The 12,635-nt window shown below is 69.1% G+C and carries 15 protein-coding genes; 9 read left to right on the forward strand and 6 right to left on the reverse strand.

Annotated elements, in window-relative coordinates:
• The first annotated feature begins 24 nt into the window (after window positions 1-24).
• From HHL11_RS27245 to HHL11_RS27255, 3 genes are read left to right on the forward strand one after another with little or no spacing between them, the layout of a single operon-like run.
• Complete coding sequence (locus tag HHL11_RS27245) at window positions 25-639, forward strand: hydrolase (RefSeq protein WP_169421752.1); 615 nt, start codon at window positions 25-27, stop codon at window positions 637-639.
• Window positions 640-646: 7 nt separating this feature from the next.
• Complete coding sequence (locus HHL11_RS27250) at window positions 647-1,039, forward strand: copper resistance protein NlpE (protein WP_169421753.1); 393 nt, start codon at window positions 647-649, stop codon at window positions 1,037-1,039.
• Window positions 1,040-1,051: 12 nt separating this feature from the next.
• Window positions 1,052-2,041: a zinc-binding dehydrogenase gene (locus HHL11_RS27255; protein ID WP_240980438.1), complete on the forward strand. Its 990-nt coding sequence runs from the start codon at window positions 1,052-1,054 to the stop codon at window positions 2,039-2,041.
• A 37-nt stretch (window positions 2,042-2,078) separates the two neighbouring features.
• On the opposite strand, the gene HHL11_RS27260 is transcribed toward HHL11_RS27255, so the two are convergent.
• The 3 genes from HHL11_RS27260 to HHL11_RS27270 all read right to left on the reverse strand — a co-directional run bounded on the left by HHL11_RS27260 (window position 2,079) and on the right by HHL11_RS27270 (window position 5,813).
• The gene (locus HHL11_RS27260; protein WP_169421754.1) at window positions 2,079-4,373 is read right to left on the reverse strand and encodes a xanthine dehydrogenase family protein molybdopterin-binding subunit; all 2,295 of its coding nucleotides are present in this window, start codon (window positions 4,371-4,373) and stop codon (window positions 2,079-2,081) included.
• Window positions 4,370-4,837 carry a (2Fe-2S)-binding protein gene (locus HHL11_RS27265; RefSeq protein WP_169421755.1) on the reverse strand — a complete coding sequence of 156 codons (468 nt, stop codon included), beginning with the start codon at window positions 4,835-4,837 and terminating at the stop codon, window positions 4,370-4,372. Before HHL11_RS27265 ends, HHL11_RS27260 begins: the two co-directional genes overlap by 4 nt.
• 97 nt (window positions 4,838-4,934) lie before the next feature.
• Window positions 4,935-5,813 (reverse strand): LysR family transcriptional regulator, encoded by an 879-nt coding sequence (locus HHL11_RS27270; RefSeq protein WP_169421756.1) that lies wholly within the window; start codon window positions 5,811-5,813, stop codon window positions 4,935-4,937.
• Window positions 5,814-5,909: 96 nt separating this feature from the next.
• On the opposite strand from HHL11_RS27270, the gene HHL11_RS27275 reads away from it, so the two are divergent.
• Genes HHL11_RS27275 through HHL11_RS27285 form a run of 3 tightly spaced genes read left to right on the forward strand, consistent with a single transcriptional unit; the run spans window position 5,910 to window position 9,024 of the window.
• Complete coding sequence (locus HHL11_RS27275) at window positions 5,910-6,890, forward strand: Bug family tripartite tricarboxylate transporter substrate binding protein (protein ID WP_169421757.1); 981 nt, start codon at window positions 5,910-5,912, stop codon at window positions 6,888-6,890.
• A 10-nt stretch (window positions 6,891-6,900) separates the two neighbouring features.
• On the forward strand, window positions 6,901-7,878 hold the full coding sequence (locus HHL11_RS27280) for a PDR/VanB family oxidoreductase (RefSeq protein ID WP_169421758.1): 978 nt from the start codon (window positions 6,901-6,903) through the stop codon (window positions 7,876-7,878).
• A 21-nt stretch (window positions 7,879-7,899) separates the two neighbouring features.
• Complete coding sequence (locus HHL11_RS27285) at window positions 7,900-9,024, forward strand: aromatic ring-hydroxylating dioxygenase subunit alpha (RefSeq protein ID WP_169421759.1); 1,125 nt, start codon at window positions 7,900-7,902, stop codon at window positions 9,022-9,024.
• Here the strand turns inward: HHL11_RS27285 and HHL11_RS27290 are convergent.
• Window positions 8,961-9,716, reverse strand: coding sequence for an IclR family transcriptional regulator (locus HHL11_RS27290; protein ID WP_169421760.1), 756 nt, complete (start codon window positions 9,714-9,716; stop codon window positions 8,961-8,963). The genes HHL11_RS27285 and HHL11_RS27290 overlap by 64 nt on opposite strands.
• 82 nt (window positions 9,717-9,798) lie before the next feature.
• Between HHL11_RS27290 and HHL11_RS27295 the strand changes: the two genes are divergently transcribed.
• Entirely contained in the window at window positions 9,799-10,758 is a 960-nt protein-coding gene (locus HHL11_RS27295; RefSeq protein WP_169421761.1) for a Bug family tripartite tricarboxylate transporter substrate binding protein, read from the forward strand.
• A 3-nt stretch (window positions 10,759-10,761) separates the two neighbouring features.
• Here the strand turns inward: HHL11_RS27295 and HHL11_RS27300 are convergent, their stop codons facing one another.
• Window positions 10,762-11,169, reverse strand: coding sequence for a GFA family protein (locus tag HHL11_RS27300; RefSeq protein WP_169421762.1), 408 nt, complete (start codon window positions 11,167-11,169; stop codon window positions 10,762-10,764).
• Window positions 11,170-11,244: 75 nt separating this feature from the next.
• Window positions 11,245-11,586 carry a hypothetical protein gene (locus tag HHL11_RS27305; protein WP_169421763.1) on the reverse strand — a complete coding sequence of 114 codons (342 nt, stop codon included), beginning with the start codon at window positions 11,584-11,586 and terminating at the stop codon, window positions 11,245-11,247.
• A 124-nt stretch (window positions 11,587-11,710) separates the two neighbouring features.
• Between HHL11_RS27305 and HHL11_RS27310 the strand changes: the two genes are divergently transcribed.
• The gene (locus tag HHL11_RS27310) at window positions 11,711-12,250 is read left to right on the forward strand and encodes a DUF4256 domain-containing protein (protein ID WP_169421764.1); all 540 of its coding nucleotides are present in this window, start codon (window positions 11,711-11,713) and stop codon (window positions 12,248-12,250) included.
• 66 nt (window positions 12,251-12,316) lie between these two features.
• Entirely contained in the window at window positions 12,317-12,532 is a 216-nt protein-coding gene (locus HHL11_RS27315) for a hypothetical protein (RefSeq protein ID WP_169421765.1), read from the forward strand.
• Window positions 12,533-12,635 lie beyond the last annotated feature (103 nt).

Below are 12,635 nucleotides of genomic sequence, written 5' to 3' on the forward strand. Positions count from 1 at the left end.
CAGTTTCCAAGCCCGAGGCCGCCCATGTCAGACACCACCCCCATCCGCGACCCGAACTCCGACCGCCTGATCACGCCGCAGAACGCGGTGCTGGCGATGATCGACTACCAGCCCGAGCAGTACCGGGGCGTCGCGTCGGTCAGCCACGAGGTGCTGCTGCACCACGTGACCATGCTCGGGCGCGTGGCGACGACCTTCGAGCTACCGGTTGTCCTGAGCACGGTGTACGTCAAGCACGGCATGGGCGCCACCAACGCGGAACTGCGCGAAGCGCTGCCCGGCGTGCCGGAGGTCGACCGTACCACCATGAATTCCTGGGAGGACGCGGACTTCCGCGGCGCGGTGGAGGCCAGCGGCCGCAAGAAGCTGATCCTGGCCGGCCTGTGGACGGAAGTGTGCGTCGCCTTCCCGGCGCTCGACGCGCTGGCCGCGGGCTACGACGTGTACGTGGTGGCCGATGCCATCGGCGGCGTCAGCAAGGTGGCGCACGATTCCGCCATGGAGCGCATGGTGCAAGCCGGCGCGCATCCGATCACGGTGCTGGGTCTCGCTTGCGAGCTGCAGCGCGATTGGGGCCGTGACGGCGCGGACCGCCTGCGCGCGATCATGCGCGCCTACTTCGCGGGCCTGCGCCACTGAGGCGGCGATGAAGCTCGTCCTGGGCGTGCTGTTCGCGATGCTGCTGGGCGCTTGCGCGGCGCCCACGCCCGACATGCAGGGCATGGTCCACAACAGCCGCAATTCGCTGGACTGGGCGGGCGCCTACGAAGGCACCTTGCCCTGCGCCGACTGCCCCGGCATCGCGACCCGCGTCGAACTTGCGCTCGACCAGACCTACGTGCTGTCCTTGCGCTACATCGACCGCGACGCCGCGCCGCGGGTTTCGCGTGGCACCTTTACCTGGGACGCCGAGGGCCGCAGCATCGAGCTGCAGTCCTGGCGCTTCCAGGTGCGCGAGGGTTCGCTGGCGTTGCTGGATCGCGAAGGGCTGCCGATCACCGGCGCTCTTGCGCAGAACTACGTGCTGAAGAAACTCTAGGAAGAACAACCGATGATGCAATCCTGGTGGATGCAGGCCAGCGACGCTGGCGTGAGCCTCGAACAACGCGAAGTGCCGGTCCCGCAAGCCGGCGCCGGGCAGGTGCTGGTTCGCATGCATGCGGCCGGCCTGAACCGCGGCGAGCTGCTGGCCTTTCGCGAGAGCGGCGGCAAGCCGGGCGCGGCCAAGGCGGCGGGCGGCGAGGGCGCCGGCGAGGTGGTGAGTGTCGGCGCCGGCGTGACGACGCTGAGCCCCGGTGACCGCGTGATGGGCCGCGCCGCCGGCGCTTTCGCGCAGTACGCGCTGATGGAAGCCAATGAAGCGATGCCGATGCCCGGCGAGCTCTCGTGGGAGCAGGCCGCGGGCATTCCGCTGACCTTCCTCGTCGCTTTCGACATGCTGGTGCTGAAGGGCCAGTTGCAGCAGGGCGAATGGCTGCTGGTGAACGGCGTGTCCTCCGGCGTCGGTGTCGCCTGCGTCCAGCTGGCCAAGGCGATCGGCGCCCAGGTCATCGGCACTTCGGGCTCGCAGGCGAAGCTGGATCGGCTGAAGCCGCTGGGCCTGGACGTCGGCCTCGCGGTCCCGCACGGCGGCGAGTTCGCTCAGGCCGTGCTGGCCGCGACGGACAAGAAGGGCGCCAACCTGGCCATCAACACCGTGGGCGGCACCGCCTTCGAGGAAGAGATGCGCGCACTGGCTTTCGAGGGGCGGCTGGCGATGGTCGGCCATGTCGACGGCGTGCTGCGGGCCGAAATCGACCTGGAGCTGCTGCACCGCCAGCGGTTGACGCTGTTCGGCGTCTCCAACAAGCTGCGCAGCAAGGCCCAGCGCGCGTCGGGCATTCCGCGCTTCGTGGCGGAGGTGCTGCCGCACTTTGCCGCCGGCCGTATCGTGCCGCTGGTCGACGAGGTGTACTCGTTCGCGCAGTTGCCGGCGGCGAAGGAGCGCATGGAGGCGGACCAGCATGTGGGGAAGCTGGTGCTCCGCATCGTCGGGGACTGACTGGCACCCTACAACCCACATCGATCCCCGACCGGACTCACACCGGCGGCGTCAACTGGCTCCGCAGCGGCAACGAGCGCACCCGCTTCCCCGTCGCCGCATGGATCGCATTCATCAACGCCGGCGCGATCACGGGCACGCCCGGCTCGCCGACGCCGCCCAGCGGCACGTCCCAGGTGGACGGCAGGATGTGCACGACGATCTTCTTCGGCGCCATGTTCATGCGCGCCACCTCGAACTGGTGGAAGTTGTCCTGCTGCGCCCGCCCGTTCTTGAAGGTCACTTCGCTCAGCACCGCCTGGCTCAGGCCCATGATGCAGGCGCCTTCCATCTGCGAGCGCACGCGGTCCGGGTTCACCGACGGTCCGCAGTCGACCGCCACGTCGACGCGCGGGATCACGATGTCGCCCTTGGGGCTGATCTCCACGTGCACCACCGCGGCGATGTAGCTGACGAAGCTGTAGTGCGCCGCCAGCCCGAGCCCCTGGCCCGCCGGCAGCTTCCTGCCCCAGCCCGCTTCCTGCGTCGCCTTCAGCACCACCTGGCGCAGCCGCCCGGTGTTGATCGGGTAGCGCTGCGGCGACTCGCCGTGGTTCCAGCCTTCGCCGATCTTGCCGGGGTCGATCTGCCGGTCCGGCCCCAGCAGTTCCAGCAGGTAGTCCTTGTGGTCCTTGCCCAGCGCATGCGCGATCTCGGCGACGAAGGACTGCGAGGCGAAGGCATGCTGGATGTTGTTGACCGAGCGCAGCCAGCCGATGCGCGTATGCGCCGTGGTCGCCGGGTTCTCGATGCGCACGTTGGGGATGGCATAGGGCAGGCCCACCAATCCCAGCCCGAGCTCGAAAGGCGCCAGCTGTTTCGGGTCCGGCGCGAAGATCGAGATGATCGTCGGCTCGGAGGTCCGCTGCAGCCAGGCCACGACCTTGCCGTTCGCATCGAGCCCCGCTTCCACGTGCTGCGCCGATACGGCGTGGAAGTAGTCGTTGTGCAGGTCGTCCTCGCGGGTCCACGTCAGCTTCACCGGCTGGCCGCCCATCTCCTTCGAGACCAGCGCGGCCTCCAGCACGAAGTCCTGCTTGGACTTGCGGCCGAAGCCGCCGCCCAGCAAGGTGACGTTGACGGTGACCTTGTCCTCGGCCAGCCCGAGCCGCTTGGCCAGCCGGTCGCGTGCGGCCTGCGGTGACTGCGTCGGCGCCCAGACTTCACAGGCGCCGCCCTGGATGCGGGCGACCGCTGCCGGGCATTCCATCGACGCGTGCGCGTAGTGCGGCACGTAGTAGTCCGCCTCGACGCGCTTCGCGGCGGAGGCCAGCGCCGCCATCGCGTCGCCATCGTTGCGCACCACCTTGCCACCGGGCTTCAGCACCGCCTGTTCGATCTCGCCGCGGAAGGCCTCGGAGTCGTAGCTGCCGTGCGGGCCATCGTCCCATTCGATCTTCAGCGCGCGGCGCGCCTTGATCGCGGCCCAGGTGTCCTTGCCCACCACGACCACGCCGCCGACCGGCTGGAACTCCGAAGGCGGCGGCGTGCCTTCCAGCTGGAAGATCTTGAGGACGCCGGGCACCTTCTCGGCTTCGGACGTGTCGACCGACTTCACCTTGCCGCCCAGCACCGGCGGCCGCGCGATGACGGCATAGACCATGCCGGGCAGGCGCGTGTCGATGCCGTACTGCGTCTTGCCGGTGACGATGGCCTGGCCGTCGGTGAGGAAGGTGTCGGTCTTGCCGATGTAACGGAAGCGCGAAGGATCTTTCAGTTTGAGATTCGTGGGCACGTCCAGCTTGGCGGCGGCCACGGCCAGCGCGCCGTAACCGAGCTTGCGCCCGCTGGGCTTGTGGACGACCTCGTGATTGCGCGCCTCCACTTCGCTCACGGGCACCTTCCAGCGTTCGGCGGCGGCCTGCTCCAGCATCTGGCGGGCGGCGGCGCCGCTGCGGCGCAGCGGCTCGAACCAGTGGCGCGTGGAGCGCGAGCCGTCGGTGTCCTGGTTGCCGTAGCGTTCCTCGTTGCCTTCGGCCTGGACGACGCGCACGCGCTTCCAGTCGGCCTCCAGCTCGTCGGCCACGATCTTCGGCAGGCTGGTGCGCACGCCTTGCCCCATCTCGCCGCGATGGCAGACGATGCGCACGATGCCGTCCGGCGCGATGGAGACGAAGACCAGCGGGCTGTCGCGCAGCCCGTGCGGCATGCCGTCGCCGCCGTACTTCTGCGGCTCCTGGGCGCTGCCGGTCCACGGCAGGCCGATGGCGAGGACGAGGCCGGTGGCCGGAATGCCCTTCAGCAGGGTGCGCCGGCTGACGCTGGCGGGCGCGGAGGCGAGGGCGGTGTTCATGCGCGCTCCTCCTGCACGCCGGCGGCGAGCTTGATCGCGCTGCGGATGCGCGTGTAGGTGCCGCAGCGGCAGATGTTGCCGCTCATCGCGCCTTCGATGTCCGAATCGCTGGGCTTGGGCTTGGCCTGCAGCAGCGCGCAGGCGCTCATGATCTGGCCGGCCTGGCAGTAGCCGCATTGCGGCACGCCCACCTTTAGCCACGCGGCTTGCACCGACTTGCCGACCGGCGTTGCGCCCACGCCTTCGATGGTGGTGACCTTGTGGCCGGCGGCCGCGGAGAGCGGCGTCACGCAGGAGCGCACCGGCTGGCCATCGAGGTGCACGGTGCAGGCGCCGCACAGCGCCATGCCGCAACCGAACTTGGTGCCGGTGAGCCCTGCGTGGTCACGCAGCACCCATAGCAGCGGGGTGTCCTCGGGTGCGTCGACGGTCGTCGGCTTGCCATTGATCTGGAGCATCGCCATGTCGTCCTCCTTCCCAGGTGCAGGATGCTGCGCATGATGCGTCCAGCCGAGCCAGGACGAAATGGGCGGCCCCTAGACCCTGATGCGGTCAGGCTCTTCAGGCCGCCCAGTGCTGCTGCAGGTAGCGCAGCAGGGCGTCGACCCGGGCCACCCGCAGCTTGCGCTTCGGCACGTAGGCCTTGAACCAGTTCTCCTGCGGCGCGAACTTGGGCAGCACGGGCTGCAACTTTCCTGTCTGCAACGCATCGGCCGCAATGTAGGTGGGCAGCAGCGCGATGCCCAGTCCCCCGACGGCCGCATGCAGCAGGGTGAGGTTGTCGTCGGCGAGCAGGCGTGCGTGCACGTCGATGGCCAGCGTTCCGCGGCTGCTCTGGAAAGCCCAGCTGGTGCCGGTGGCGGAGAACATCAGGCAATCGCGATCGGCCAGTTCGCGCGGGTGCGCGGGCTCGGCGTGCTGCGCAAGATAGGCGGGCGACGCGCACAGCACCGGCCGCACCGGACACAAGGGGATGTCGACGACTCCCTCGTAGGTGGCGGCGCGTCCGCTGATCGCCAGGTCGAAGTCGCCTTCCGCCGGGTTGGCCGAGCGGTCGACCAGCGCGAGTTCCATCGTGATCGCCGGGTGGGCGGCCAGGAAGGCGCAGAACACCGGGCCCAGCTGCTCGAGCGTCAGCGTCGTCGGCGCCATCACGCGCAGGTGGCCTTCGGGTTTGCCTTCGTCGCGCCGCACCGAAGCGAGCAGGTCTTCGAACTCGGCCACCACGCCGGAGGCGCGCGCGTAGAAGCGGTCGCCGGCCTCGGTGAGCGTGACCTTGCGGGTGGTGCGCTCGAACAGGCGCGCCTGCAGCTCGCCTTCCAGCTGCGCGATGCGCTTGGCCACCACCGAAGGCACCACGCCCAGCTGGCGCGCCGCCTCGGAGAAGCCGCCGCAGCGGACCACGGCGGTGAAGGTGCGGATGTGGGTGGTGACGTCCATTGATTCTGAAAAGCGTCAACTGAAAACCAGAAATCAGTCTAATTGACTTTGATCGGCATCAATAAACTGGCGCTTCACAAGACCCAGGAGACACCGATGAACCGGAAGCGCATGCTTCTCTCGCTGCTGGCGCTGGCCGCGCTGCAGGGCCTGGCCGGCGCTGCCGGCGCGCAGGCCTGGCCGGCGAAGCCGATCAAGATCGTCACCCCCTTCCCGCCGGGCCAGGGGCCGGACGTGCTGCTGCGCGCACTGTCGGAGAAGCTCACCGTTGCGCTGGGCCAGCCGGTCATCATCGAGAACAAGCCGGGCGGCAGCGGCTTCATCGCTTTCCAGGCCGCGAAGGCGGCACCGGCCGACGGCTACACGCTGGTGCAGATGGACAGCTACCACATCGGCACGCAACCGCACCTGTTTGCCAAGCTGCCCTACAGCGCGACGAAGGACTTCGATCCGGTCACGCCGCTGGTGCGCAACTACTTCTTCGTCGTGGTGCCCGCCACTTCCAGGTGGCAGACGATGGGCGACCTGGTCGCCGCCGCCAAGGCCAGGCCGGACGCCGTCACCTACGGCTCCTGGGGCATCGCGACGCCCGCGCACCTGGGCGGCCTGCTGCTGGAAGCGGCCACCGGCACGCACATGCGCCACGTGCCCTACAAGGAGTCGACGCAGCTCTATGCCGGCGTAGCCAGTGGCGAGACCGACTGGGCGATCGGCTCCGCCGTGTCGGCCGGCCCGATGCTGCAGGCGAAGAAGGTCCGCTTCCTCGCGGTGGCCGGCCCGCAGCGCATCGCCGGCTACGAGCGCGTGCCGACCGCCGCCGAAGCCGGCGGCCCGAAGGACTGGTCGGTCAGCGGCTGGAACGGCCTGCTGGCGCCCAAGGGCACGCCGAAGGAAATCGTCCAGCGCCTGAACACCGAGATCGCCAAGGCGATGCAGTCGCCCGACATCCGCCAGAAGCTGGCCCTGTTCACCTACGAGCCCTACACGATGTCGAGCGCCGACATGGCGAAGCTGATGGACAAGGAAGTGGCCGACTGGGGCCCGCTGATCCAGAAGTCCGGCATCCGCCTGGATTGAGGACGGCGCGATGGCCCAGGGCAACTTCGAAGTCGTGGTGGCGGGCATCCGCCAGCTGACGCCGCGCGTGCGCGAATTCCTGCTGCGCTCCGCTGGCGGTGCGCCGCTGCCGGAGTACACAGCCGGCGCCCACGTGGCGCTGCACACGATGTCGGCCGAGCGCGGCCTGATCGTGCGCCACTACTCGCTGGTGGGCGGCCAGGACCTCGCGGACGATGCGCGCGACACCTATCGCATCGCGGTGCAGCGCGAAGACCATGCGCGCGGCTCGGCGCACATCCACGCCAGCTTCGAGGTGGGCACGCGGCTGCGCATCGGCCCGCCGCTGAACAACTTCCCGCTGGACCGCCGCGATGCGAACGTGTTGCTGCTGGCGGGCGGCATCGGCATCACGCCCATCTTCTCGATGGCGCGCAGCCTGGTGCGCAGGCAGCGGAACTTCCGCGTCTTCTACGCGGGCCGCAACGCAGAGGGCATGGCTTACCACGGCGAATTGGCGCAGCTGGCCGGCGAGCGGGTGCGCTTCCACTACAGCGACACGCAAGGCCATCCGGACCTGGAAGCGCTGCTGCGCGAGCAAGCGGAAGGCACGACCGTCTACGTCTGCGGGCCGGCCCGCATGATCGAAGCCACGCAGGCTGCGGCGGCGCGCCTGGGCTGGGCGCCGGCGCGCGTGCGCAGCGAGATGTTCGGCGCCGGCTTCTCCGGCGTCGCCACGCCTTTCGAGGTGCGCCTGCGCCGCAGCGGCCGCACGGTGCACGTGGGCGCCGACACCAGCATCCTCGACGCGCTCCTGAACGAAGGCGTGCCGGTGCTGTGGGACTGCCGCCGCGGCGAATGCGGCCTGTGCCCGCTGCCCGTCGTCTCCTGCAATGGCGCCATCGAACACCACGACCGCTACCTGTCCGCCGAGGAAAAGGCCGCGGGCGAGACGCTATGCATCTGCGTGTCGCGCACGCGCGGCGGCGAGCTCGTGCTCGACGCCTGACACCTTCTTGAAGGAATCACCATGAACGAGATCATGCTGGGCGGTATCGCCGACCACGCCACGCCGCTCGTGCGCAACTGCTGGTACGTGGCCGCGCGCGCCGCCGAAGTGGGCCGCGAGATCATCAGCCGCCGCCTGCTGGGCGTGGACGTCGCGCTGTACCGCACGCTGGCCGGCGAAGTGGTGGCGGTGCGCAACCGCTGTCCGCACCGTTCCTTCCCGCTGGCCAAGGGCAAGCTGGTGGGTGACGTGCTCGTGTGCGGCTACCACGGCATGCAGTTCGATCCCTCGGGCCGCTGCGTCAGCATGCCGGCCATGCCGATCACGCCGACCAACGCCAGCGTGCGCAGCTTCCCCACGGCGGAACGCGGCCCGCTGGTGTGGATCTGGATGGGCGACCCGGACCATGCCGACGAGGCCAAGGTGCCGGACACCAGCTGGCTGGACAGCGCCGAATGGAAGTCCGTCACCGGCGGCTTCCACATCGAGAGCGACTACGTCGCCATGCACGAGAACCTGCTGGACCAGACGCACTTTCCCTTCCTGCACCCGGGCGCCATCGGCACGCCGGAATACGCGCGCTCGAAGCTGAAGGTGCGCGAGGAGGGCGACATGGTCATCATCGACCGCGAGCTGCGCAATTCGCCGCCGCCCGGCGTCTACGGCGTGCCCACCGGCCTCACGGGCCGGCCCGTGGACCGTTTCTCCGACGCGCGTTTCGTCTCGCCGGCGCTGCACACGGCTTACGCGCGCATCGTGGACAACAACGACGCCAGCGGCGCGCCGCGCACCTACCGCTTCAACATCACGCACATCTTCACGCCGGAGAGCAACGGCGCCATCCACTACTGGTGGTTCTGCAGCCGCAACTTCAAGCTGGACGACGCGGCCGCCGACGCGCACTTGTACGAGTCCTCGGCCAAGGCCTACCAGGAGGACGTGGACGCGCTCGAATGGATCCTGGACGTGGTTCGCAACGACAGCCAGCCGCAGTTCGACCTGAACTTCGCGCCCGACAAGCCGGGGCTGATGATGCGGCAGATCCTGTACCGCCTGGCCGCGGCGGAAGCGGGCTCGCCCTCTCAGGGATGCCAGCGTGACAACGCCGGCGGCGTCGCCGCCGAGCGGCTGCCCGCCAGCGCGTAGGAGAGCTGGTTCGCGGCGCGGATGACGAGCTTGGCGTGCTTCTCGAGCTTGGGCTTGGTCAGGCGCGAGCTCGGGCCCGAGATGCACATCGAGCCCAGCAGCCGCCAGTTGAGGCCGAACACCGGCGCCGCCACGCTGGCGACCTCGGCCTCGCGCTCGCCCAGGGAGATGTGGCAGCCGCGCTCGCGGATCGACTCGTAGGGCTCGCCCGCGGCGCCGCTGAAGGCGAGGATCACACGGCCCGGCGCGCCCTTGTTCAGCGGCAGGCGCTCGCCGATGCGCACGTTGTGGCGCACCGACTGCGGCCCTTCCACGCGTGCCACGCAGGAGCGGATGTCGCCTTCGCGCACGTAGAAGGACGCGCTTTCGCCGGTCTCCTTGACCAGCTGGTGCAGCGCGGGCTCGACCACGCGGTTGACGTCGAAGCCCGCCTGGTAGCGCGCGCCCAGCCAGCCGGCCGCGGGGCCCAGGCGCCACTGGCCGTCGTCGGTCTGCACCATGTACTGCGAAAGTGCGAGCGTGCGCGCGAGGCGCAGCGCCGTGGTCTTGTGCATGCCGGAGCGGCGGCTCAGTTCGGCCAGGCTCAGCGAGGACTCACCGACCTCGAAGGCTTCCATCAGGGAAAGCGCCCGCGTCACCGCGGTCACGCCGCCTTCGGCGCCCGCGGCATCATCCTTGGGTGTGTTTCGCATGTCGCACCGGGGTTCGCTGTGTGAAACGGAATTGTAGCCAGCGCAACGTGCGTCTAGATTCGCGGCACACAAGGAGACAACGATGCAGTTTTCACGCCGGGCGGCCCTCGCTTTCGCCGCCGCTTCCCTGGCTTCCACCGCCTTTGCCCAGGCCTGGCCGGCCAAGCCGATCTGGCTGGTCGTGCCCTTCCCGGCGGGCGGCGGCACGGACATCCTCGCGCGCGAGCTCGCGAACAAGCTGGCCGGCTACAACTTCGTCATCGACAACAAGCCGGGCGCCGGCGGCAACCTGGGTGTCGACGCCGCGGCCAAGTCGGCGCCCGATGGCTACACCTTCGTCATGGGCCAGACCAGCAACCTGGCGATCGCGCCCAGCCTGTACACCAACTTGCCCTATTCGCCCGCCAAGGACTTGACGCCGGTCGCCCTGGTCGCCAGTTCGCCGCTGGTCATCGTCGCCAGCGCCAACTCGCCCTTCCACACGCTGGCCGACGTGGTGAAGGAAGCGAAGGCGCATCCCGGCAGCATCAACTTCGCTTCGTCCGGCAACGGCACGGTGGCGCACCTGGCCACCGTCTCCTTCGAGAGGGTCGCCGGCATCCAGCTCACGCACGTTCCCTACAAGGGCGCGTCGCAGGGCGCGACCGACGTGATCAGCGGCGCGGTGCAGCTGTACGTCTCGTCCATTCCCACGCTGCTGCCGCACATCAAGAGCGGCAAGATGCGGCCGCTGGCGGTGACCTCGCTGCAGCGCGTGGCCGACCTGGCGCAGGTGCCGACCGTCGCCGAGTCGGGCTACAAGGGCTTCGAGGCTGTGACCTGGTTCGGCATCCTGGGCCCGGCGGGCCTGCCCAAGGACATGGTCACGAAGCTGAACGCCGACATCGACAAGGCGCTGAAGGACCCGGAGTTGAAGAGGAAGATGGACGCGCAGGGCGCGGACGTCCTCGGCGGCACGCCGGAGCAGTTTGCGAAGCTGATCCGCGAGGACATCGCGCGCTGGGGCGTGACCGTCAAGGAGTCGGGCGCGAAGATCGACTGAGCGCTATTGCTTGGGAACGCCTGGCAAGTCCGCGATGTCCTGCGACCACGGCAGCGCGGACTGGCACCAGATCTGGCGCCTGGGCGCCAGCTGCTCCCGCTGCGCCAGGCCGCCCACGCGCACGCCGCGCGTGGACGGGTTGTCTTCGTCGGCGCTCGCGTACACCGGGGAGCCGCAGTTGGGGCAGAAAGCGTGCCGGCGCCTGGCGCCGCTGTCGGCGGTGGTCTTGAGGTAGACGCTCGGCTTGCCGGTGAGCAGGCGGAAGGTGCCGGGCAGCGTCGGAATCGAGACCCGGTACGCCGTGCCCGTCAGCACCTGGCAGTCGGTGCAATGGCAGATGCCGCTGCGCTCCGGGTCGACTTCGGCTTCGTAGGTGATTTGCCCGCAGTGGCAGGCGCCGGTGACTTTCATTGTTCGAACCTCGCAGTTGGAAGATCCCAGGCCGTGCAATGCGCCGCGCCTGGCTGGCCTGTTCGCAAGCGTACGCTATCGCGATTCGAAGTACCCGAAGTCCTGCCTCAGGAACTGCTGCTGCCAGTAGGCGGCGGCAAGGATGGCCGCTCCCAAAGCCAGGGCGAGGACGACCGCGGCGACCTTGCACAGGAAAACGAAACGGGTGCGCTCGCCCAGCCAGAAGATGAGGAAGGTCGCCAGGGCGGCGAAGACGATGACTACGGTCCCGAACACGAACGCGGCGATCCAACCGTTGCGCGTCCTCGGTAGCAGCGGGTACAGCCAGGCAAACCACAGAAGCAGGCCCGCCGCCAGGCAAGCCGCCGATGCACGCCAGTCCTTCAGTGTGGACAGCAACTGCGCAGAGTTCTTCATGGACGCGAACGAATTCCTTCGACGTGCGATTCTGCCCAAGCGCAGCCGCCGCGCCGACGGGAGCAACCCGCAGCCTTTCGCTGTGCCCCCCACGTATAACCGTGACTTCGCATCAGGAGGACGCATGAGTGCGGGAGACTGGGACACGCTGCTGTCCGCATTGCAGGCACGTTTCGAAACGCACATGCATCGCCACCGCGGCCTCGCCTGGAAGGACGTGCTGGCGAACCTGGCCTCGCAACCGGACGCGCTGCGCTCCCTGCAGGCCATGGAGGACACGGGTGGCGAGCCGGACGTCATTGCGCAGGACGGCCAGCGCTTCGTGTTCTGCGACTGCTCGGCCCAGAGTCCCGCCGGCCGCAGGAGCTGCTGCTACGACCCCGAAGCGCGCCGCGCGCGCAAGGAGAACAAGCCGCGCAGCAGCGCCGTCGAAGAGGCGGCGGCGATGGGCATCGAGCTCCTCACCGAAGGCCAGTACCGGGCGCTGCAGGAGATCGGGGAGTTCGACACGAAAACTTCCAGCTGGGTCCTCACGCCCCCGGAAGTGCGCTCGCTCGATGGCGCGCTCTTTTGCGATCGCCGCTATGGCCAGGTGTTCGTGTATCACAACGGCGCGGAGTCCTACTACGCGGCAAGAGGCTTCCGGGGACGGATCAGCGTCTGACCTACAGGATCGGCCGGCGGGGCGAGCCGACACTGCGTCCATCGGCGCTTCCGCCGGGAGACTTCGATGACCAACGAATCCATCATCAACTTTGCCCCCCTCCGCTCGCAGCTCACGGCGATCGACAGGAGTACCGAACGCGCGTTCGAGCGCGCCTTCGACCTCCAGCAGGCCGGCGCGCCGGCGGAGCGGGTCGAAGCCGCCATCGCGGAGGTCAGCCGGCTGCAGGAGAGCGCGCGCCGCCTGCGCGCGCAGTTGGGCGAGCAACCCGTGCTGCATTGAGGCCGGCGGCGGGCGTCCCGCGGCGCGCCCGCTCTGTAGCGACTCCAGGCCTTTCCCCTCGTGGGGGCGAAGCGCATACTGCGCTCGACTGCCCGCCCGTGCC

It is taken from the genome of Ramlibacter agri, from assembly GCF_012927085.1.
GTDB lineage: Bacteria > Pseudomonadota > Gammaproteobacteria > Burkholderiales > Burkholderiaceae_C > Ramlibacter > Ramlibacter agri.